Origin of the sequence: Acidovorax sp. FHTAMBA (assembly GCF_038958875.1) — a bacterium.
In the GTDB taxonomy this organism is placed as follows: domain Bacteria; phylum Pseudomonadota; class Gammaproteobacteria; order Burkholderiales; family Burkholderiaceae_C; genus Acidovorax.
Genome location: NZ_CP152407.1, coordinates 2694937 through 2717650, shown reverse-complemented (window position 1 = coordinate 2717650; position 22714 = coordinate 2694937). Strand labels below are relative to the sequence as shown.

The following is a 22714-nucleotide window of genomic DNA, read 5'->3' as shown; positions in this document are numbered from 1 at the left end:
TGTGGCAAATGCAGTCAATTGCATGCCAAAAGAGGCTCCAGCGCCCGTCCATAAAGCGCCTACAGCTATTTTGTTGATAGCATCGACACCATGCCATCCACGTCTCCCCTTTTACTTGGCGCCACGCTGCTGGGCGGCATCGGCCTGTTCCTGCTGGGGATGACCATGCTGACCGACGGTCTCAAGGTGGCGGCAGGCCGGGCGCTGGAGCGCATCCTCGCCGCCTGGACGCGCACCCGTCTGCACGGTCTGTTCACGGGCGTTCTGCTCACGGCGCTGATGCAGTCGTCCACGGCCATGACGGTTGCGGCCATCGGTTTTGTCAACGCGGGGCTGCTGTCCTTCACCTCGGCGTTGTGGGTGGTGTTCGGCTCCAACCTGGGTTCGTCCGTCACGGGCTGGCTGGTGGCGGCCATCGGCTTCAATTTCAAGATTGACGCCTTCGCCCTACCCTTCATCGGCGTGGGCATGGCGCTCAAGCTCACGGGCGAGGGTACGCGGCGCGGTGCTTTGGGCACGTCGCTCGCGGGGTTTGGTGTGCTGTTTCTGGGCATCGACCTGCTCAAGGACGGCTTCGAAGGGCTGGGCCCGCAGTCGCTGCCGGCCTTCGGCACCGACGGGGCCAGCATGGCGCTGGCCGTGCTGATGGGTCTGCTGCTCACCATCGTGCTGCAGGCCTCGTCGGCCACCCTCGCGCTGGTGCTCACCGCCGTGGCGGGCGGCATGCTGCCCGTGGAGGCGGGCGCGGCCATGGTGATTGGCGCCAACGTGGGCACCACGCTCACCGGCATCCTGGCCGCCATCGGCGCCACGTCCAATGCGCGGCGGCTGGCGGCGGCGCATGTGCTGTTCAACGTGGTCACCGCCGTGGTCGCGATGGTGCTGCTGTCACCGCTGCTGCGGTTGATCCATGGGCTGGGGGTCTGGCTGACCGGCAACGGCGATGTGGTGACGCAGCTTGTGCTGTTTCACACCAGCTTCAACGCGCTGGGCGTGCTGCTGATGTGGCCGCTGTCGGGGCCGCTGGTGCGCTTTCTGCTGGTGCGTTTCCGCTCGGCCGAGGAAGATGCCGCCCGCGCCCGCTACCTGGACCACAACGTGGCCGCCGTGCCCGAGCTGGCCCTGCAGGCCCTGCGCCGCGAGCTGGCCCACCTGGGCCACTGTGCGCTGCGGCTGGCGTCCGACTCCGCGCGGCTGAACCCGGTGACCCTGCACTGGCCCGCACCCGCGCCGCAGTCCGACGCGCGGCTGGCGCGCCAGCTGCAGACGGTGGAGCAGCTGCAAAGCCAGATAGGCGCTTTCGTGAGCGAGGTGAGCCGCCAGCCCATGCCGCAGGACGTGGCACGGCAGCTGCCCGAGCTGCTGCGCATTGCCACCTATTTCGACACGCTGGCGCGCGTGATGCACCACGTGGGCCAGCAGGCCGTGCACACGCTGCGCCCGCCCGTGCCCGCCGTGACCATCCCTTGGGCCCCCGCCGCGCCTGCCACGGGGGCACACGACGCACTGCTGACCTGCGTGGTCCCGGTGTTTACGGCGGCGCTGGATTTCTTTGCTTCAGACGAAGCGGGCGGTACCTGGCTGGCGGAGGAGGCCCACAACGCCTTCGAGGAGCGTTACCAGGCCGCCAAAGCCGCGCTGCTGCAGGCAGGCGCGGGCGGCACGGTGGACGTGGCCGCGGCGGTGGACTGGCTGGCCCAGCTCAGCGACCTGCGCCGCGCCGTGGAGCAGGGCTACAAGGCCGGCCAGCACCTGGCGGCGCTGCCAGCGCTGGTACCTGAAAAGTGATCAGCCCAGCGCCTGCTCAAAGTCGGCCAGCAGGTCTTCCACCTCTTCCAGGCCCACGGACACGCGGATCATGCCGTCGCCCATGCCCATGGCAGCGCGCACGGCAGGGCCGGCCTCCCAGAAAATGGTGTGCGCCACCGGGATGATCAGCGTGCGCGTGTCGGCCAACCCCGTGGCCTTGATGGGCAGCTGCAGGCGATTGCAAACGGCCAGGCACTGGTCGGGGTTGCGCAGCTCGAACGACAGCAGCCACGAGCCCGCCTTGAGGTGCTTGCGCGCATACGCGTGCTGCGGGTGCGAGGGCAGCATGGGGTACAGCACGCGCGAGACGGCCGGGTGCTTCTGAAGCCACTGGGCCAGCGCCAGGGCGGTGGCACTGGTGCGGTCCATGCGCAGCGCCAACGTCTCCGCGCCCAAGGCCAGCTGGTGGGCTGCGTGCGACGACAGCGTGCCGCCCATGTCGCGCAGGCCCTTCTTTCGTATCTGCTGCAGGCCCCAGCTCTTGGCATCACCCTTGCGGTAGGCCGCAAAGATGTTGGGGTAGCCCGACCAGTCGAACAGACCCGTGTCGGTGATGGCGCCGCCCAGTGCATCGCCCTGCCCGCCAATGCTCTTGGTGAGCGAGTTGACCACCAGGCCCGCACCCACCGTGGCCGCGCGGAACAGGTAGGGCGAAGCCACGGTGTTGTCCACCACGTACAGCACGCCACGTTGCTGGCACAGTGCGCCAATGCCTTCCAGGTCGGGGATCTGCGTGCCGGGGTTGGCAATGGTCTCCACAAACACCATGCGGGTGTTGGGGCGCAGCGCGGCGGCCACGTTGGCGGCGTCGGTCACGTCCACCGTAGTCACTTCAATGCCCAGGTCGGCCAGCGTGCCGAACACGCTGTTGGTGTTGCCAAACACGAACTGGCTGGCCACCAGATGGTCGCCCGCCTTGAGCAGCGTGAGGAACACCGCGCAAATACCCGCCATGCCGGTGGAGAAGACGATGGAGCCATGCCCGCGCTCCATCTGCGTGATCTTGGCCTCCAGCGCCGCCGTGGTGGGCGTGCCCTGGCGTGCGTAGTTGAAGCCGCCCTTGGCCGTGCCCTGGAACACGGCGATCAGGTCCTCGACCTTCTCGTAGCCGTACTGCACCGAGGTGTGGATGGGCTTGTGGATGGCCCCCTGCTCGGCGCCGCCCAGGCGGTCGGCGTGCACGATCTGGGTGGTGAAACTGTGGTTCTGCGGTGTCGTCATAAAAATCTGCGGCTGCTCTGTTTCATCTGGTCTACGTGCAAGGCGGGACGATATATACCGGCGCGCCCTTAACGCCAGCGCACCCGTGGAACTGGCTCTGCCAGGCCACCGGGTGCGTCCCCCCCAGGGGGGAAGGCGCGCAGCGCCTCAGGGGGGCTACCTTTCCGGTGCGATGTGTTCGGCGTAATCGTACAAGGCGCCCAGAATGTCCTGCGTGCGCTCGTCGTCGGCGGTCTCCGAGAGTTCGTCGATTTCGGTAAACAACTGCTCCACCGTGCGCGCCCCGCCGTGCCCGTCAAACAGGCAGGCGGCGCGGTGGGCCTCCCAGCGTTCCTGCTCCTCGGGCGACAGCGTCTGCGGAAAGTTGCGCGCCCGGTAGCGCCACAGCAGCTCGGCCAGGCGCGGGTCGTCAAAGTGCGCGCGCGCCTTGGCCAGTTGGTCGCCGCTCAGGGTGCGCAGGTCGTTCAGCAGGCGCCGGTCGTTGTTGCCCACAAAACCGCCGTACAGGTCCTGGTCCACATCCGGCGCGGGTTCTTGCGGGCGGGCAAACACCGCCGGCCAGATGCCGCTCATGTCGGGCAGCGCGCGCGCCACCTCGGCGTGCTGCGCGGCCTGGGCCAGGTCGATGCCCCAGCGCTGCGCCAGCGCGGGCGTGAGCGTGTTCACATTGCCCACCACCATGGGCGACTTGTTCAGGTGGATGGTCTTGATGGGCAGGCGCGTGACGCCCTCGGGCAGCGCATCGGCCTTGCTGAACATGCGCAGGCGGATGTCCTCCACATTCAAAGTGGCCAGTTCGCGCGGGTCGTGGGCCAGGTCCCAGGCGATCAGCTCGTTCTTGTTGGTGGGGTGGCTGGCCAGCGGCCACATCACGGCCAGGCAGCCACGCTCGGTGGGGAACATGCCCGACACATGCAGAAACGCCCGCGCCGTGACTGTGGTGGCGGGCAGCCGCAGCTCGGCGGCCACGCGGTCCTTCTTGTGAAGGCTCAGCGCAAAGTCGAACAGCTTGGTGTTGTGCTGGCGGATGAGGCGGGCCAGCGCAATGGTGGCGCGCACGTCCGACAGCGCATCGTGTGCGGCCTCGTGCACCAGACCGTTGGCTTTGGAGAGATGTTCGAGCTTGAAGCTGGGCGTGCCGTCGTCCTTCTTTGGCCAGGTGATGCCGTCAGGCCGCAGCGCATAGGTCATGCGCACCACGTCCAGCAGGTCCCAGCGGCCGCACTGGTTCTGCCACTCGCGCGCATAGGGGTCGATGAGGTTGCGCCAGAACATGAAGCGCGTGATCTCATCGTCAAACCGGATGGTGTTGTAGCCCACGCCAATCGTGCCGGGCTGCGCAAACTCGGACTCGATGCGCGCGGCAAACTGGTGCTCGGGCACGCCCTGCTCCAGGCACTGCTGGGGCGTGATGCCGGTGATGAGGCACGACACCGGGTCGGGCAGATAGTCGTTGGCGGGCTGGCAATACAGCATCAGCGGCTCGCCGATTTCGTTCAGCTCGGCATCGGTGCGGATGGCCGCGAACTGCGCAGGCCGGTCACGCCGTGTGTTGGCGCCAAAGGTTTCGTAGTCGTGCCAGAGAAAGGTGTGTGCGTGCATGGCGGGCGGGGCGGGAACAGCCGTCAAATGTAACCGGTTTTAAGGTGTTTTTGGCCCCCAGCGCATATCCATAAAGCGCCAGCAGCTATCAAAACGATAGTGCAACACACAGACACAGGGGATAAGTCGGCACGCGGGACAATGGGGCCATGCACGCACCGAACTCCCTTTTGCGCACCTTGGCAACGTGGCCCATGGCAGCAGCCCTGGCGCTGGCCGGCTGCGCATCTGCCACCTCGCCACCCACGTCGCAACAAAACGCGCCACCCATCGCGCCACCCCCACCCGCCCTGTCCACGCCCTCCACGCCTGCCGATCCGCACACCGCAGAATTTTCCGCCTGGCGCGCCGCCTTCACCCAGCAGGCACTGGCAGCGGGCATCCGCCCTGACACCGTGCGCGACGTGCTCGGCCAGGCCCAGTGGCTGCCCCGCGTGGTGGAACTCGACCGATCCCAGCCCGAATTCACGCGCCCGCCGTGGGCCTACCTCGACAGCGCGGCCTCACCCCAGCGCATTGCCAACGGCCAGGCCAAGCGGGCCGAGCACCAGGCCGCGCTGGACGCCGCCGCCGCGCGCTATGGCGTTCCCGCCCCGGTGCTCACGGCCATCTGGGGGCTGGAGAGCAACTATGGCCAGAACTTCGGGAGCTTCCGCACCGTGGATGCGCTGGCCACGCTCGCCCATGAAGGGCGCCGCCGCGCGTGGGCGCAGGGCGAGTTGCTGGCCGCACTGCGCATCGTGGACCAGGACCACATCGGCGCTGACCGCATGGTGGGCTCCTGGGCCGGCGCCATGGGCCATACGCAGTTCATGCCCACCGTGTTCCTGGCCTACGCGGTGGACGCCGACGGCGACGGCCAGCGCGACATCTGGGGCAGCATCCCGGACGTGGCCGCGTCCACCGCGCACTTTCTCGCCCGCTCGGGCTGGCGCAGCGGCGAGCCCTGGGGCGCCGAGGTGCGCCTGCCGCCGGGCTTTGACTACACCCGGGCCGAGCTCAGCGTGCGCCAGGGCGCGGCGCAGTGGGCAGCAGAGGGTGTGCAGGCGGTGGAGGGACAGACGTTGCCCACGCTGGCCGAAGCGTCCATCCTGGCCCCGGCCGGCGCGCGCGGGCCCGCCTTTTTGGTGGGGCCCAACTTTCGCACCCTGCTGCGCTACAACAACGCGGTGAACTACGCGCTGGGCGTGGCGCTGCTGGCGCAACAGATCGACGGCGGGCCGGGTGTGGTGGCCGCCTGGCCGCGCGACCTGCAACCCCTGTCGCGCGAGCAGGTGCGCACCCTGCAGACGGCGCTGAACGAGCGCGGCTTTGACACCGGCACACCCGACGGCGTGGCCGGCCCCGCCACGCGGGCGGGACTGCGGCGGTATCAGCAGAGCGTGGGCGCGGTGGCGGACGGCTACCCGACTCTGGAGCTGCTGGAGCGGCTGACTGCGCAGCCCTGAATTTCGCTGCGCTTAACTTGTGCGCATGGACCCTCAGGGCGTGACCAGCCCGTCCATGCGCACCACCTCAAAATGCCGGCCCAGCACCAGCCGCAGTTCGGACTTGAGGCGGTCGTTGTTCCAGCGCTCGTCGGGCGCGCCGCTCAGGAACCAGTTGGAGCCGTTGTCAGCCACCATCATCCCGTGCGTCTTGAGCGCGGTAAGGATGGCCCGGCTCTCGGCCGAGAAGCTCTCCGGGATCACGTAGCTGGCTTTGAGCCGCACGCGCATGCCCATGGGCGGCAGGTTGGCATGGGTGCTGCTGGAGGCCCAGTGCGTGGCCGGTGGCACATAGGCGCGACGGGTCTGGCTGACGGTAAAGCGCAGCGCATGCCGTATGCCGCCCGGCCCGCGCGAGGCCTCGTCATACCGCACCAGGCCCGGAAAAATCGGCAGGCCGGCCGCGTCGGCGCTGGTCCAGCGGGGCTGCGCCGTGGGACGCACGGTGTTGCTGTCGAGATGGAAAACGGCCCCGCCGGAGGTGCGCCAGCTGCCGTCCGGCTGGGGGTAGCTGTTGCCCGTCTCGTAGAGGCGGTTGTTGTCCCGGTCGATCACGATGACATGGCGGTCGCCCGCGCTGGCCGGGCCGCCTTCAATGGGCGCGTTGGGCGGAATGGGATACGGCCCGGGGTCGCTTTCGGCCGCATAGTCGGTAAACACCACCGGCACGCGCGGCTGGCTGCCCTGCACCACCACGTAAGGGATGCCGATGGGCGCGCCTTCCCACAGGCCCGATCCAAAGTCGGGGAACAGGCCGCGGTCCCGGCCGATGCTGGCGATCAGGTTGTCGGAGTTGGAGTCCACCGGGCGCGTGCTGATGTCGGTGTTCCACGCGTTGTCGGCCGGAAAAGGCACCGCGCCGTTCAGCGAGGCGCCCACGCCCAGCGCAGCTCCGTTCAGATCGCCGTAACTGGCGGTGCCCGGTGCCGGTGCTGGCGTAGGAGCAGGCGCGGACGGCGCGGGAGCGGGCGCCCCGGGTGTCGGGCCGGGTGCGGGGTCGGCGCCGCCGCCTCCCCCACAGGCAGCCACCGCTACGCACAGGCTGATGATGGCGATGCGGCGATCGACGCCAGCAAGGCACGCTCCGGCTGCGCGCAGCGGAGGTTCGAAACGTCGGAGGGAGAGCGTCATGCCGCGCCTTTCGTGCAGGAAGCGCGCAGTATGTGCTGCAGTGCCGCGCTGCGGGTGTCTGTCGCCTTGCGGATCTGTTCGCAAACGTATCAGCGCAGTGGGCACGCGCAGGCGCAGACTACAAATCTCATAGCACCTTGCGCCCGTTCCACGCCATTTTTGGCCTTCATGGCGCTCAAACGCTCAACCATCAAGCGCTGGTAGCTATCAAAACGGGAGCTAACAATAAAAAAGCCGACCGTCGCAAGGACGGTCGGCCTGGGTAAAGACGCCTGGATGGAAAGCGGCTGGCCGGTGGGCCCGCCGCGCATCCATCCTGCATGCCTCAGTCGGCGGTGGCCTCTTCCGGCTCGGCCGGTTCGGACTTGGCGGCGCGGTCCTTCTTCGGCAGCGGCTGGATGTCCAGCAGCACCTCGGGGGTTTCCACACCCTTGTCGTCGGTCTTCATCTCGATGTCCACCGTCAGGCGACCACCTTCGGTGAGGCGGCCGAACAGGAGTTCGTCGGCGAGCGCGCGGCGGATGGTGTCCTGGATCAGGCGCTGCATCGGGCGCGCGCCCATCAGCGGATCGAAACCCTTCTTGGCCAGGTGCTTGCGCAGCGTGTCGGTGAAGGTGACTTCCACCTTCTTCTCGGCCAATTGGGTTTCGAGCTGCAGCAGGAACTTGTCCACCACACGCAGGATGATCTGCTCATCAAGCGCCTTGAAGTTGACGATGGCGTCCAGCCGGTTGCGGAACTCGGGCGTGAACAGGCGCTTGATGTCGCCCATCTCGTCGCCCGCCTGCCGCGGGTTGGTGAAGCCAATCGTCGCCTTGTTCATCGTCTCAGCGCCCGCATTCGTGGTCATGATGATGAGCACGTTGCGGAAGTCGGCCTTGCGCCCGTTGTTGTCGGTCAGCGTGCCGTGGTCCATCACCTGCAGCAGCACGTTGAAGATGTCCGGGTGCGCCTTCTCGATTTCGTCGAGCAGCAGCACGGCGTGCGGCTTCTTCGTGATGGCTTCGGTGAGCAGGCCGCCCTGGTCGAACCCCACGTAGCCCGGGGGCGCGCCGATGAGGCGGCTCACAGCGTGGCGCTCCATGTACTCGGACATGTCGAAGCGGATCAGCTCGATGCCCATGATGTACGCGAGCTGCTTGGCAGCTTCGGTCTTGCCGACCCCTGTAGGGCCGCTGAACAGGAACGAGCCGATCGGCTTGTCGCCCTTGCCCAGGCCCGACCGCGCCATCTTGACGGCGCTGGCGAGCACTTCCAGCGCCTTGTCCTGGCCGAACACCACGCTTTTCAGGTCGCGTTCCAGCGTCTGTAGCTTGCCACGGTCGTCGTTGGACACATTCGCGGGCGGAATGCGCGCGATCTTGGCCACGATCTCTTCGATCTCGGCCTTGCCGATGGTCTTCTTGCGCTTGCTGGGCACCATGATGCGCTGGGCGGCACCGGCCTCGTCAATGACGTCAATGGCCTTGTCGGGCAGGTGGCGGTCGTTGATGTACTTGGCACTCAGCTCCGCCGCAGCCTGCAGGGCGGCGGCGGCGTACTTCACGCTATGGTGCTCTTCAAAACGGCTCTTGAGACCCTTCAGGATGTCGATGGTCTCGGCCACGCTGGGCTCGACCACGTCCACCTTCTGGAAGCGGCGGGACAGCGCTGCGTCCTTCTCGAAAATGCCACGGTATTCGGTGAACGTGGTGGCGCCAATGCACTTGAGCTGACCGCTGGAGAGCGCTGGCTTCAAGAGGTTCGACGCATCGAGTGTGCCGCCCGACGCAGCGCCCGCACCGATCAGGGTGTGGATCTCGTCGATGAACAGAATCGCGTTGGGCTTGTCCTTGAGCGACTTGAGAACGCCCTTGAGGCGCTGCTCGAAATCACCGCGGTACTTGGTACCCGCAAGCAGCGCGCCCATGTCCAGCGAATACACGGTGGCCTCAGCGAGGATCTCGGGCACGTCGTTCTGGGTAATGCGCCAGGCCAGGCCCTCGGCAATGGCCGTTTTGCCCACGCCAGCTTCGCCCACCAGCAACGGGTTGTTCTTGCGGCGGCGGCACAGGATCTGGATCGTGCGCTCCACCTCATAGTGGCGGCCGATCAGCGGGTCGATCTTGCCGTCTTTGGCGGCCTGGTTCAGGTTCTGCGTGAATTGCTCCAGCGGCGAGGCCTTTTCGCTGCGCTCGCCACCACCGCCTTCCTCACCTTCGGCCTGGTTCTCGGCTTTTGCGGGCTCTGGCGGTTCGCCCTTCTTGATGCCGTGGGCAATGAAGTTGACCACATCCAGGCGCGTCACGCCCTGCTGGTGCAGGTAGTACACGGCATGCGAATCCTTCTCGCCAAAGATGGCTACGAGCACGTTGGCACCCGTGACTTCCTTCTTGCCGTTGCCGGTGGACTGCACGTGCATGATGGCGCGCTGGATCACACGCTGGAACCCCAGCGTGGGTTGCGTGTCCACCTCATCGCTGCCAGCGACCTGGGGCGTGTTGTCTTTGATGAAATTCGACAGCGATGAACGCAAATCATCGATATTGGCCGAACATGCGCGCAGCACCTCCGCTGCGCTGGGGTTATCGAGCAATGCAAGCAACAGATGCTCCACGGTGATGAACTCGTGGCGCTGCTGACGGGCCTCAACGAAGGCCATGTGCAAGCTGACTTCCAGTTCCTGGGCAATCATGTGAACTCCTTTGTGCTTGCGTGGAAGGGATAACTTTAGATCGGGATCAAAAACCTGTTATTCAACAGGCTCACTGACACATTGCAGTGGGTGGCCCGCCTTGAGGGCGGCGTCAAGCACTTGTTCCACCTTGGTGGCAGCCACATCACGGGAATAAACGCCGCAGACGCCTTTGCCATCGAGGTGGATTTTCAACATGATCTGGGTGGCTTGTTCTCGGTCCTTGCTGAAAAACTCCTGCAAAACCACGATGACGAACTCCATGGGGGTGTAGTCATCGTTCAGCATGACCACCTGGTACATCTGGGGCGGCTGGGTCTTTTGCGTGCGCCTTTCGAGCACGACCGACCCGCCGTCATCCCGCGCAGGCCGTGTAACCGGCGGCGCGGTGGGGGGTGAAGGTGGTTTTGTTGCCATGAAAATCATTCTAGCGATCCGCGGGGGGCGCTGACGTGAGAGAAATCTGACGTTGATCCGGTTTTTTTCAAGCTACCGGCTTCACGATATTTCACCGAGCGATTGCCGAGTGCCCGGACTACTCGTACACCACGGTGGCCGATCCGCTGCCTGCCTGGGCCGTCCAGGCGGCCAATGCAGCGTCCGTGGGATAAAACCGGGCGCTTTCGCCCAGCTGTAGTTCTGCCACAGCTGTGGCGTCCTCGGCGATGCAGCGCACACCCATGCGCACGCGCAGCCCGTGGAACAATTCACCCTCGGCAAGCTCCTCGCGGCGTGGAGGGAACTCCTTGACCAGGCGGTGCACGTCCGGCCCCTTGTCGCCCACCAGAACGTGCAGGTATTTTCCGAACCGGCAACGCGCACCCGCCAGGTCCCACACCTGCTGCACCTTCACGCGCAGGCCCCCACTGAAATGGTCGAGCTGCAAGCGTCCCATCATCACGACGAATTCGTCTTCCTTGAGCTGGTTGCGGTAGGTATTGAGCAGCGCTTCGTCCGCAGACGCCTCAATGACGCCCGATTTGTCATCCAGCCGAAACAGGCCCAGTTTGCCGCGCTGACCATTGATCACGCGGAAGTCGCTGACGATGCCCGCGAGCACCTGCGGTTCGCGGCTGTCGAGCAGTTCATCGATGGAGGTGCGCACAAACCGGCGCACTTCGGTGGCCACTTCATCGAACAGATGCCCTGAAAGATAGAACCCGACAGCGGTTTTTTCCTGCGTCAACCGCTCCTTGATACCCCAGGGCACGGCGTCCACCAGATCCGGCTCTTGCGTGCTGGAACCATGGGCGTCGTCGCCCATCATGTCGAAAAGCCCCCCTTGGTTCACATTGGCCAGGGTGGCCGCCGAAAAGTCAAAGGCCCGGTCGATGGAGGCCACCAAGGCCGCGCGATTCATGTGGATCGAGTCGAAGGCACCTGCCTTGATCAGGGCCTCCACCGTGCGCTTGTTCATGCGGGCCTTGTCCACCCGCAAGCAAAAATCGAAAAGACTCTTGAAAGGGCCTTTGGTTGACCCATGCGGTCCGTCTCCGCGCCCCTCGCGCGCTGCCACGATGGCTTCAATGGCCTGCTGGCCAGTTCCTTTCACCGCGCCCAGGCCGTATCGGATGATCCTGTCGGTGACAGGCTCAAAGCGGTAGAAGCCCCGATTGACATCGGGCGGCTCGAACGAAAGCCCCATTTTCTGCGCGTCCTCGAACAGCACCTTGAGCTTGTCGGTGTCGTCCATTTCCACGGTCATGTTGGCGCAGAAGAACTCGGCCGTGTAGTGCACCTTGAGCCAGCCCGTGTGGTAGGCCAGCAGTGAGTAGGCGGCCGCGTGCGACTTGTTGAAGCCGTAGCCCGCGAACTTCTCCATCAGGTCGAACACCTCATCAGCTTTCTCCTGGCTGATGCCCTTTTCGGCTGCGCCCTTTCGGAAAATGGCACGGTGCTCGGCCATTTCCTCGGCCTTTTTCTTGCCCATGGCGCGGCGCAGCATGTCGGCGCCACCCAGGCTGTAGCCCCCCAGCACCTGGGCGGTCTGCATCACCTGCTCCTGGTACACCATGATCCCGTAGGTCTCGGCCAGTACCTTCTCCACCAGCGGGTGCGGGTACTCCACCACTTCCTTGCCGTGTTTGCGATTCACGAAGCTGGGAATCAGGTCCATGGGCCCGGGGCGGTAGAGGGCGTTGAGTGCAATCAGGTCTTCGAGCCGGCTGGGTCGCGCCTCTTTGAGCATGCCTTGCATACCCCGGCTTTCAAACTGGAACACGGCTTCCGTTTTTCCCTCAGAGAACAGCCGATAGGTGGGCCCATCGTCCAGTGGGACTGCTTCGTACGCAAAGTTTTCCTGCCCCTTGTGGCGCTTCATGATGAACTGGCGCGCAATCTCCAGGATGGTGAGCGTGGCCAAACCCAGAAAGTCGAATTTGACAAGGCCGATGGCTTCCACATCGTCCTTGTCGAACTGGCTCACCGCCGATTCGCTGCCCGGCTGCTGGTAAAGCGGGCAGAAATCCGTGAGCTTGCCAGGCGCAATCAACACTCCGCCTGCGTGCATGCCGATGTTGCGGGTCATGCCTTCGAGTTTTTGCGCCATCTCGATGATGGTCTTGACGTCTTCCTCCTTCTGCACGCGTTCGTACAGCAGCGGCTCAAGCTCCAGCGCGTAGTTGTTCTTGTCGCCGTCTTTTTTGACCTCGGGCGGATAGGCCAGCGTGTACGACATGCCGGGCTTGCCCGGCACCAGCTTGGAGATGCCGTCGCAGAACATGTAGCTCATATCCATTACCCGGCCCACGTCGCGGATGGCGGCCTTGGCAGCCATGGTTCCGAAGGTGGCAATCTGGCTCACGGCATTCTTGCCGTACTTTTCCTTCACATAGTCGATCACCCGATCCCGATTGGACTGGCAAAAGTCAATATCGAAGTCCGGCATGGACACCCGCTCGGGGTTCAAAAACCGCTCGAACAGCAGGTTGTATTGCAGGGGGTCGAGGTCGGTGATCTTGAGCGCATACGCCACCAGCGAGCCAGCACCCGACCCCCGTCCAGGCCCCACGGGGCAACCGTTGTTCTTGGCCCACTGGATGAAATCGCCCACGATGAGGAAATAGCCCGGAAACCCCATCTTGAGGATGGTGCCGATCTCGAACTCCAGGCGTTCCACATAGCGGGGACGCTGCTGGTCGCGGTCGGACTCCTTGGGGAAGAGAAGCTTCAGGCGCTCCTCCAGCCCCTCGAACGAGGCAAAACGAAAGAACTCATCGATCGGCATGCCATTGGGAGTGGGAAAGTCCGGCAACTGCGGCTTGCCAAGCACCAGCGTGAGGTTGCAACGCTGGGCAATTTCCACCGTGTTCGCGATGGCCGACGGAACATCAGCGAACAAGGCCTGCATTTCTGCAGACGACTTGAAATACTGGTCGCGCGTGAACTTGCGCACGCGGCGGGGGTTGGCCAGGATCTCCCCCTCTGCAATACAGACGCGCGCCTCGTGGGCCTCATAGTCGTCTGGAGTGGCGAACTGCACAGGATGTGTGGCCACCACGGGCAAGCTCAGGCGCGCCGCCAACTGCGCAGCAGCCACCACGTGGCTTTCATCGTCCACACGGCCCGCACGCTGCAACTCGATGTAAAACCGGTGTGGAAACAGCCCTGCCAGGCGCAAGGCAAGCTCTGCGGCGCCCGACTGGTCCCCCTTCAGGAGAGCCTGGCCCACGGGCCCAGCCTGTGCCCCGGCCAGGGCAATCAACCCTTCCGACAACTCCTCCAACCAGGCCCAGGTACAAAGCGCCAGGTTTTTGACGACATTGCGCGTCCACGCACGCGCGATCAGTTCCGACAGGTTCAGGTAACCTTGGCGATTCTGCACAAGAACGATCAGTCGTGAGGGGGCTGCGCCCGCCTCGCCTTCCAGAAAAATCTCGGCCCCCAGGATGGGCTTGACACCCTTGCTTCGCGCTTCCTTGTAGAACTTGATCGCGCCAAAAAGGTTGTTGAGATCGGTGATGGCCAGCGCAGGCTGGCCATCTTTGGCGGCCGCCTTGGCCACCTCATCGATTCGATTGGTACCGTCAACGACGGAAAACTCGGTGTGCAGGCGCAAGTGAACAAACATGGAGCCATTGTAGAAAGCCTGCCGCGCCGACCCGTCGAATCCTGTCGGCACTCCACCTCTTTACCGGCGCCGCCCCGCTACAATGCCCCGAAGTGCGTGCGATGCCGACTGCGTCCGCCTCTTTGAGGCCCGGATATCCTGCACCCCGTTTCTTCTTTTGCTGAAAGCTGCCTTCGATGCTGCGTGCCCCATTGCCCCTCGTTTCTGCCTTGCTGCTTGCCGGTCTGCTGGCAGGTTGCTCCAGCACAACCGAAGACAAAACGGCCACCTGGAGCCCCAACCGCATTCATTCAGAAGCCAAGGATGAGATGAACAGCGGCGCCTATGACAAGGCGGTCCCCCTGCTTGAAAAGCTCGAAGGGCGTGCTGCAGGTACGCCGTTGGCCCAGCAGGCCCAGATCGACAAGGCCTATGCGCATTACAAGGGCGGTGAAAAAGCCCAGGCGATTGCCACGCTGGACCGCTTCATGAAGCTGCATCCCGCCAGCCCCGCCCTTGATTACGCGCTCTACCTCAAGGGCCTCGTGAACTTCAACGACAACCTCGGTTTGTTCTCGTTCATATCCCGTCAGGATCTTTCCGAACGCGATCAGAAAGCTGCCAAGGATTCCTTCGAGGCTTTCAGTGAGCTGGTGACGCGTTTCCCCGAATCACGCTATGCGCAGGACGCTCGCCTGCGCATGACGTACATCGTGAATTCGCTGGCCCAGTATGAAGTGCATGTGGCCCGCTACTACTTTCAGCGGGGAGCGTACGTGGCTGCAATCGGCCGCGCGCAGGCAGCCGTGGCAGACTACCAGGGAGTGCCGGCGTTGGAAGAGGCCTTGTACATCCTCATTCAGTCATACGATGCGCTGGGCATGACCCAGCTTCGTGACGACGCCCGCCGTGTGATGGACACGTCGTATCCGCAAAGCGCCTATCTGCGCGACGGCTTCAAGGAAAAGTCTGATCCGTGGTGGAAGTTCTGGTGAGCGCCTGAACAGCGGCTTCGAATTCAGCTTCTGACTCCAGACGCCGCATCGGCGGCAGCGCGCCGAGTAACCGCTTGCCATAGCCCATGGTCACCAGGCGGGTGTCTCCCACCACCAGCAGCCCACGATCGGTCTCACGCCGTATCAGTCTTCCCGCGCCCTGCTTGAGCGCCACCGCAGCTTCGGGCAAAGCGTACGACCTGAATGCTTTACCGCCATTTTTTTCGATGCGCTGCGTGCGAGCCTCCACGAGAGGGTCTCCCGGTGGCGGAAAAGGCAGCTTGTCGATCACCACCAGCTGCAAGGCGTCGCCCGGCACGTCAAAACCCTCCCAGAACGTGGCCGACGCCACCAGCACGCAGCCCCGTTGTCCGTGATCACCCCCTTCACGAAAGCGCTCCATCAGCGCGCGCTTGGGCCACTCTCCCTGCACCAGCACGTCCAGCACGACCGTCGCAGAAAACTGCGCCTTCAGTGCATCGCCAATCGTGCGCAAGGCCTTCAGGCTGGTCGTCAGCACCAGCGTGCGGCCACCCAGCTGCGCTGCCCAATGGGCGACCCATCTCGCGAGCATTGCACTGTGCGCTGGATCAGACGGGGACGGCAGGTGCCCTGGCACATACAGCGCTGCTTGCAAAGCGTAATCAAACGGGCTCGGAACGCGCAGAATGCGCGCGTCCTGCAAGCCTGCGCGATCGGTAAACCAGCTCAGCTTGTCATCGTCACCCAGGGTGGCCGAGGTAAAAATCCATGCCCTGCCGGGCCCGGGCGCGCTCTCCCCGGGCCAACCATCGTCATCTACCTGGTCTGCGGGACTCGCAAGAATCCGTGCCCGCATGGCCTCGGCGATGTCCAGCGGGGATTCTGTCAGCCGCAATTGCGCACCCAGCTCAGCCCATCGCACGGCATCCAGGTTTGCAGACCCCGCAAAATGGCCCAGACGCGCGAGCAACTCGGCCCCGCGTTCATACAGGCGCACAAAGTCGATGGCAGTTTCACTGGCAGCGTCGAGCGCCTCCTGCGCCTGTGCGCACGCCAGTGCCACGCCGCGCAGGGCCGCCTGCCAGGCGTCCGGCGCACACCCCTCGGGTGCTTCGCCCGTCCAGCGCAGCCTTGTATCGATGGCGCGGGTGCCTGCAGCCAGGCGCAGATCCCGGACCGATTGGTCCAGCCGGTGTGCCAGCCCCGTCCAGTCCGCGAAGCCCCGCGCATGCTGCAGCCCAGCCACCAGCAGGTCCTTGCCAAAATCGATCAGCTGACCCGTGGACAGTGAGAGCCCCAGAAACTGCACGCCGGTCTCGTTGATCTGGTGCGCTTCGTCAAACACCACGACACGCACGGTCGGCAAGAGCTCGGCCATACCCGACTCGCGGACCGCAACATCGGCAAAAAAGAGGTGGTGGTTGATGACAACAATGTCCGCAGCCAAGGCCTCCCGCCTCGCCAGATGGACATGGCATTCCCGAAACCGGGGGCACAGCGAACCGAGGCAGTTCTCACGCGTGGATGTGATCAACGGCACCACCGGCGACCGTTCATCCAGTCCCGTCAGCTCGGCGAGGTCTCCCGAGCGGGTGCCCTGCGACCAGCGTTCGACCCTGGCCAACACGCGTGCAACACCCGGCCCGCTGCCTGATACGTCGTGGCGAGCCTGCTCCATCCGGTACAGGCACAGATAGCTCGCACGGCCCTTCAGAAGCGCCATGCGCACGGGCAGACCGAGCGTCTGAGCCACCTGCGGCAGGTCACGCGAAAACAGCTGGTCTTGCAACGCCTTTGTGGCGGTAGACAAGAGCACCCGCTCACCGCTCAACAGGGCAGGAACGAGGTAGGCAAAGGTCTTGCCCACGCCGGTTCCCGCCTCCACCACCAGCGCCCCGCCCTTTTCCACGGTTTCGGCCACGGCCAGCGCCATTTGCGTCTGGCCCTGCCGGGGCTGAAAGTGCACGTCGGCGCGCGCCAGAACGCCGCCTGGGGCAAAGACCTCCTGAACCATTGCCGACAGGTCCATCACGCGCGCGCAGTGTGGCAGGCGCGCTGCACAGGAAGCTGCGAAAGAGTCGGGTTCGGCGGGTGGAGGTTCAAGGCAAGTGCTGCAGGATGGCAAAAATGCCACAGGCGGGCGGATAATACGCGTTTGGTTCCCTTTGCGCGAAGCTCTCCTGCACAAGCGCCCCCACAATCACCAGCATGACCAAAGCGTTTCGCCTCATCGCGTCCACCGGCATCCACAAGGGTGACCGGGAGTACCAGCAAGATCAGGTGACCTTGATCTCCCACGAACGGCACAATGGCTGCGTGCTGGGCGTCATTGCCGATGGCATGGGCGGACGCAGCGGCGGGCGCAAGGCGTCGGATCAGGTCATGATGACCGCACGCCAGCTCTTCGAGCGCTACTCGCCAGACACAGATGACCCGGTTGCCATGCTCAAGAGCATGGTGGAAGAGGCCCACATCGTGATCCGGCTCACCGCCATTTCGGCCGAGCAGGAACCCCACAGCACCATTGCGGCCTTCCTCATCAACCCGCGTGGCGACTGCCACTGGGTGCATGCAGGTGATTCGCGCATCTACCACTTCCAGGGTGCGCGCATGGTGTTCCGTACCAGCGATCACTCCTATGTTCAGGCGCTTGTGGACCGGGGAGAGCTGACGGAGGCAGAGGCCAACAACCACCCGCACTCGAACATCCTCGTGGGTTGCCTGGGCACTGAAAGCGATCCACCCATCACCACCCACATCATCCCGCAACTGCAACCTGGCGATGTACTCATGGCGTGCAGCGATGGCGTCTGGCACTACTTTTCGCCCACCGAACTCGGCTCGGTGGTGGATTCCCTTTCCCCGCGGGAAGCCACCGAGTTCCTCATTGAAAAAGCCCGCTCGCGCGCACGCGGCGGTGGGGACAACCTCTCCCTGGTCATCGTGAAGATAGAGGCGCTGGTGGAAGAGAAAAAAGTCGCTCGCCTGGCACCGGTAGACGCCGCGAAACCCTGATCAAGCTCGGGCCTCCCGCCGGGGCTATGGTGCCCACTACCTCTTCAAGCGGATACGCCCTACGCTGTCCGGTTGATGCTCAAGGGCTGACGACGGCCGACCCCGTGGGCAGCGGCGCTGGCCGCTTGCGACCCTGCAAGGCAGCCTCTGCCTCTGACTGAGCCACGCGCTCACGGCGTTGCTGCGCTGCCTCAAGCCGCTGCGCATGGCGCACCCGCGCGCGGGCCGCGCGTTCAGATTCAGCTCTCTCCCGCGCAGCCTGCTCCCGGGATCGCTGCTGGAGCTTGCTGCGCTGGTGCTCAGCACGCTGCGCCGCCTGCGAATCACGCAGCCCCTTATCGGCCTTGGGCTCCGGCAACGCCCGGCGCAACACAGGCCCCTGGGTGCCCGCACCTTGCGGCACTGCCCGCTGCTTCTCTTCAATGCTCTTCAACCGTGCCGCAGCCTTTTCCTTGCGCTCTGCGTCGTTGAGTTCAATTTCCCGCACGCGCAGACGGGCCTCATCATCCCGCGCTTGTGCCCGCACACCCCGCAGGCAGTCTTCCACCATGAACCGCCGATAGCACACGGATTCATCGCGTTGACGCCGGACGTTGAGAACCTCCCGCTCTTGGCGGATGCGGTCGTGTTCTGCCTCGCGCGCTGCCGTTAGGGGCGCGTGCTGCTGGCCGGCTACACCTTCAGACCCAAGCGAAGGCTGCGCGATGGCCGCCACAGCAAAGCCCCAACCGGCCACCAGCGCCAAAACTGGGCCAAACCACCGCGTGCCGCTCATGTCAGCCCCGTATCCACGGTGCGGCGCTCCAGGGCCAGAAACTCTTTGGACTGCATCTCGTTGAGCCGCGATACCGTGCGGGGAAACTCATGGGCCAGAGGGCCTTCGGTGTACAACTGCTCAGGCGGGACCGCAGCAGACAGAATGAGCTTGACGCGCCGGTCGTACAAGACGTCGATCAGCCAGGTAAACCGCCGCGCAGGCGATGCCATGCTGACCGGCATGTACGGCACATCCGACAGCAGCACCGTATGAAATTGCGTCGCGATTTCGAGGTAGTCGTTTTGCGAGCGCGGGCCGCCGCACAGCGTTCGGAAATCAAACCAGACAACCCCCCCCGCCTTGCGGCGGGCGCGGATCTCTCGGGCCTCGATGTGCAGCACCGGGTCCTCGTCATGCACTTCCGCCAGCTGGTCAAACGCCGTGTTCATCTCCGCATCGGCCTGCGGCCCCAGCGGGGTGTGGTACAGCTTCACCTGTTCCAGGGTGCGCCGGCGATAGTCCACTCCGTTGTCCACGTTCACCACCTCGAGCCGCTCATTCAACAGCGCGATGGCGGGAAGGATCCGGTCGCGGTGCAGACCGTCGGGGTACAGGTCATCAGGCTTGAAATTCGACGTGGTCACAAACCCCACGCCGTTGTGAAACAGTGCTGCCAGCAAGCGGTGCAGGATCATGGCATCGGTGATGTCCGCCACGTGGAACTCGTCAAAGCAGATGAGTTTGTAGCGCTTGGCGATGCGCGCACCCAGCACATCCAGCGGGTCCACCGTGCCCTGCAGGCCGGCGAGTTCGCGGTGTACTTCGCGCATGAACTCGTGAAAGTGCAGACGGACCTTGCGCTTGAGGGGCACGGCATCAAAAAAGCATTCCATGAGGAAGCTCTTGCCCCGCCCCACCCCCCCATACATATACACGCCGCGCGGCACGTCAGGCCGGTTGATCAGCTTCTTGAGCGCATTGGACCGTCGCGCCTTGTAGGCCGCCCAGTCGTCAGCGCAGCGCTGCAGCGCATCGACCGCGCGCAGCTGCGCAGGATCACTTTGGTAGCCCTTGGCGGCCAGCTCAGCCAGGTAAGCCTGTTTGACAGTCACGAGTTCGATACCCTGAAGCTATGATTTTTATAGCTGCTAGCGCTTACTCCGTAAGCGCTAGAGCCGGTTTTTATTCAAAAATCAGAAGTTCAGAGTGCGCTTGTCCACGGCCAGGGCCGCTTCCTTAGTGGCTTCCGAAAGGGAAGGATGCGCGTGGCAGATGCGCGCGATGTCTTCGCTGCTGGCCTTGAATTCCATCGCGACAACAGCCTCGGCAATCAGCTCGCTGGCCTGTGGGCCAACGATGTGCACGCCCAGGATTTCATCGGTCTCGGCATCGGCCAGCATCTTGACCATGCCGGTGGTATCGCCCAGCGCGCGTGCGCGGCCGTTGGCCAGGAACGGGAAGCTGCCGGCCTTGTATTTGACGCCATCGGCCTTGAGCTGCTGCTCCGTGCGGCCCACCCATGCGATTTCGGGGCTGGTGTAGATCACCCAGGGAATGGTGTTGAAGTTGACATGACCGTGCTGGCCGGCAATGCGCTCGGCCACGGCAACGCCCTCTTCCTCGGCCTTGTGCGCCAGCATCGGGCCACGCACCACGTCGCCCACCGCCCACACGCCGGGCAGGTTGGTCTTGCAGTCGGCATCGACCACGATCGCGCCGCGCTCGTCGAGCTGCAGGCCCACGGCTTCGGTGTTCAGACCGATGGTATTGGGCACGCGGCCAATGGAGACGATGAGCTTGTCCACCTCTAGCGACTGGGCTTCGCCCTTGGCGTTGGTGTAGGCAATGGAGACGCCCTTCTTGCCGGTCTTGATCTCGCCAACCTTCACGCCGAGTTCGATCTTGAGGCCCTGCTTATCGAAAGCCTTCTTGGCTTCCTTGGCGATCTGCTCATCCACCGCGCCCAGGAAGGTGGGCAGGCCTTCGAGGATGGTGACCTCGGCGCCCAGGCGGCGCCACACCGAGCCCATTTCCAGGCCGATCACACCCGAGCCGATCAGGCCGAGCTTCTTGGGCACCGCGCCCACGCGCAGCGCGCCGTCGTTGGACAGCACCAGTTCTTCGTCGAACGGCGTGCCGGGCAGCGCACGGGCGTTGGAGCCGGTGGCGATGATGATCTGCTTGCCAACGATGGTCTCTTCAGCGGCACCCGCCACCTTGATCTCGTAGCCCCCTTCGGCTGCCTTCACGAACGAGCCGCGGCCGTGGAAGAAGCTGACCTTGTTCTTCTTGAACAGGTACAGGATGCCATCGTTGTTCTGCTTCACGACGGTGTCCTTGCGGGCAATCATCTTGGCCACGTCCATCTTGACGCCGGTGGCGGTGATGCCGTGCTCGGCAAAGTGCTTGTTGGCATGCTCGAAATGCTCGGACGATTGCAGCAGCGCCTTGGACGGAATGCAACCCACGTTGGTGCAGGTGCCGCCGGGGGCCGGGCCGCCCTTGTCGTTTTTCCATTCATCGATACAGGCCACGTTCATGCCCAGCTGCGCTGCACGAATGGCAGCGATGTAGCCGCCGGGGCCGCCACCGATAACGACGACATCAAATTGTTTGCTCATGGGGAAATCTCACTCGATCAGTTGGAGAAAGACCCACCGACGGGCTCCAGCACAGGCCAGGCCACATGGGTGGGTCGATGCTTTCAGCGCTCGGCGCTCAAATATCGAACAGCAGGCGCGATGGGTCTTCCAGCGCGTCCTTCATGGCCACCAGGCCCAGCACGGCTTCGCGGCCGTCGATGATGCGGTGGTCGTAGGACATGGCCAGGTAGTTCATCGGACGGACCACGATCTGGCCGTTTTCGACCACGGCACGGTCCTTGGTGGCGTGCACGCCCAGGATGGCCGACTGGGGCGGGTTGATGATGGGGGTGGACATCATCGAGCCAAAGGTGCCACCGTTGGAAATCGAGAACGTGCCGCCGGTCATTTCTTCAATGCCCAGCTTGCCTTCTGCGGCCTTCTTGCCGAATTCAGCAATCTTCTTTTCGATGTCGGCAAAGCTCATCTGGTCTGCGTTGCGCAGGATGGGCACCACGAGGCCACGGGGCGAGCCCACGGCAATACCGATGTCGAAGTAGCCGTGGTAGACGATGTCGTTGCCATCCACCGAAGCATTCAGCACAGGGAACTTCTTCAAGGCGTGCACAGCAGCCTTCACAAAGAAGCTCATGAAGCCGATCTTCACGCCATGTTCCTTGGTGAAGGTGTCCTGGAACTTCTTGCGCATCTCCATCACCGGCGCCATGTTCACTTCGTTGAACGTGGTCAGGATGGCGTTGGTCGATTGCGACTGCAGCAGGCGCTCGGCCACGCGGGCGCGCAGGCGGCTCATGGGCACGCGCTGCTCGGGGCGATCGCCCAGGTCTTCCTTCGCGGCAGGTGCCGACACCTGCGGCAGTGCCTTGGTGGGGACGCCGGTGGGGATCACGCTGGGGGCGACTGCGGCCTTGGCGCCACCGGCTACGGCAGCCAGCACATCGCCCTTGGTCACGCGGCCGTCCTTGCCGGTACCAGCCACCGCGGATGCTGACAGGTTGTTCTCCGCCAGAAGCTTCGCAGCGGCAGGCATGGCGACATCTCCCTTGGAGCCGCCAGCGGCGGCGGGGGCTGCCGTTGGGGCGGCTGCGGCGGGTGCCGGCGCAGATGCGGCAGGGGCAGGCGCGGCTGCACCGGCCTTGCCTTCGGTATCAATCTTGGCGATGAGCTGCTCGGCCACCACGGTGGCGCCGTCGCCCTGGATGATCTCCGCCAGCACCCCTGCGGAGGGGGCGGGCACTTCGAGCACGACCTTGTCGGTTTCGATCTCGATGAGGATCTCGTCCACGGCCACGGCCTCGCCGGCCTTCTTTTTCCAGGTCAGCATGGTGGCTTCCGCCACGGATTCAGACAGCTGGGGGACTTTGACTTCTACGATAGCCATTTTGAATTC

15 protein-coding genes are annotated in these 22714 nt (G+C 64.4%); 4 read left to right on the top strand and 11 right to left on the bottom strand.

The features are described from left to right. The first annotated feature begins 90 nt into the window (after window positions 1–90). Complete coding sequence (locus AAFF19_RS12800) at window positions 91–1788, top strand: Na/Pi cotransporter family protein (RefSeq protein ID WP_342720295.1); 1698 nt, start codon at window positions 91–93, stop codon at window positions 1786–1788. Here AAFF19_RS12800 and AAFF19_RS12795 read toward each other — a convergent pair whose 3' ends face one another. Together AAFF19_RS12795 and sbcB are read right to left on the bottom strand one after the other, a co-directional pair. Continuing rightward, complete coding sequence (locus AAFF19_RS12795; RefSeq protein WP_342720294.1) at window positions 1789–3030, bottom strand: cystathionine gamma-synthase family protein; 1242 nt, start codon at window positions 3028–3030, stop codon at window positions 1789–1791. Window positions 3031–3186: 156 nt separating this feature from the next. Next, window positions 3187–4632: an exodeoxyribonuclease I gene (gene sbcB / locus AAFF19_RS12790; protein ID WP_342720293.1), complete on the bottom strand. Its 1446-nt coding sequence runs from the start codon at window positions 4630–4632 to the stop codon at window positions 3187–3189. A 149-nt stretch (window positions 4633–4781) separates the two neighbouring features. On the opposite strand from sbcB, the gene AAFF19_RS12785 reads away from it, so the two are divergent. Continuing rightward, window positions 4782–6080 carry a lytic murein transglycosylase gene (locus tag AAFF19_RS12785; protein WP_342720292.1) on the top strand — a complete coding sequence of 433 codons (1299 nt, stop codon included), beginning with the start codon at window positions 4782–4784 and terminating at the stop codon, window positions 6078–6080. Between the two features lie 33 nt (window positions 6081–6113). On the opposite strand, the gene AAFF19_RS12780 is transcribed toward AAFF19_RS12785, so the two are convergent. The 4 genes from AAFF19_RS12780 to dnaE form a co-directional block, all read right to left on the bottom strand. Further along, window positions 6114–7250, bottom strand: a complete 1137-nt coding sequence (locus AAFF19_RS12780; protein ID WP_342720291.1) for a hypothetical protein — start codon at window positions 7248–7250, stop codon at window positions 6114–6116. Between the two features lie 325 nt (window positions 7251–7575). After that, on the bottom strand, window positions 7576–9924 hold the full coding sequence (gene clpA / locus AAFF19_RS12775) for an ATP-dependent Clp protease ATP-binding subunit ClpA (RefSeq protein ID WP_008904805.1): 2349 nt from the start codon (window positions 9922–9924) through the stop codon (window positions 7576–7578). Between the two features lie 57 nt (window positions 9925–9981). Then, entirely contained in the window at window positions 9982–10350 is a 369-nt protein-coding gene (gene clpS, locus AAFF19_RS12770; protein ID WP_029414237.1) for an ATP-dependent Clp protease adapter ClpS, read from the bottom strand. Window positions 10351–10459: 109 nt separating this feature from the next. Beyond that, window positions 10460–13993, bottom strand: coding sequence for a DNA polymerase III subunit alpha (dnaE, locus tag AAFF19_RS12765; RefSeq protein ID WP_342720289.1), 3534 nt, complete (start codon window positions 13991–13993; stop codon window positions 10460–10462). Window positions 13994–14169: 176 nt separating this feature from the next. Here dnaE and AAFF19_RS12760 point away from each other — a divergent pair, with 176 nt between their 5' ends. Then, window positions 14170–14967: an outer membrane protein assembly factor BamD gene (locus AAFF19_RS12760; RefSeq protein WP_008904802.1), complete on the top strand. Its 798-nt coding sequence runs from the start codon at window positions 14170–14172 to the stop codon at window positions 14965–14967. On the opposite strand, the gene AAFF19_RS12755 is transcribed toward AAFF19_RS12760, so the two are convergent. Next, window positions 14930–16978 (bottom strand): ATP-dependent DNA helicase, encoded by a 2049-nt coding sequence (locus tag AAFF19_RS12755; protein WP_182119589.1) that lies wholly within the window; start codon window positions 16976–16978, stop codon window positions 14930–14932. The genes AAFF19_RS12760 and AAFF19_RS12755 overlap by 38 nt on opposite strands. A 179-nt stretch (window positions 16979–17157) precedes the next feature. On the opposite strand from AAFF19_RS12755, the gene AAFF19_RS12750 reads away from it, so the two are divergent. Continuing rightward, window positions 17158–17964 (top strand): protein phosphatase 2C domain-containing protein, encoded by an 807-nt coding sequence (locus AAFF19_RS12750; RefSeq protein WP_008904799.1) that lies wholly within the window; start codon window positions 17158–17160, stop codon window positions 17962–17964. A 79-nt stretch (window positions 17965–18043) separates the two neighbouring features. Here the strand turns inward: AAFF19_RS12750 and AAFF19_RS12745 are convergent, their stop codons facing one another. The 4 genes from AAFF19_RS12745 to odhB all read right to left on the bottom strand — a co-directional run bounded on the left by AAFF19_RS12745 (window position 18044) and on the right by odhB (window position 22705). Then, on the bottom strand, window positions 18044–18739 hold the full coding sequence (locus AAFF19_RS12745) for a hypothetical protein (RefSeq protein WP_182119590.1): 696 nt from the start codon (window positions 18737–18739) through the stop codon (window positions 18044–18046). After that, complete coding sequence (zapE, locus tag AAFF19_RS12740) at window positions 18736–19833, bottom strand: cell division protein ZapE (RefSeq protein ID WP_008904797.1); 1098 nt, start codon at window positions 19831–19833, stop codon at window positions 18736–18738. Before zapE ends, AAFF19_RS12745 begins: the two co-directional genes overlap by 4 nt. An 81-nt stretch (window positions 19834–19914) precedes the next feature. Beyond that, window positions 19915–21342, bottom strand: coding sequence for a dihydrolipoyl dehydrogenase (lpdA, locus tag AAFF19_RS12735; protein WP_182119591.1), 1428 nt, complete (start codon window positions 21340–21342; stop codon window positions 19915–19917). Between the two features lie 97 nt (window positions 21343–21439). Continuing rightward, window positions 21440–22705, bottom strand: coding sequence for a 2-oxoglutarate dehydrogenase complex dihydrolipoyllysine-residue succinyltransferase (gene odhB / locus AAFF19_RS12730; protein ID WP_008904795.1), 1266 nt, complete (start codon window positions 22703–22705; stop codon window positions 21440–21442). Between the last annotated feature and the right edge of the window lie 9 nt (window positions 22706–22714).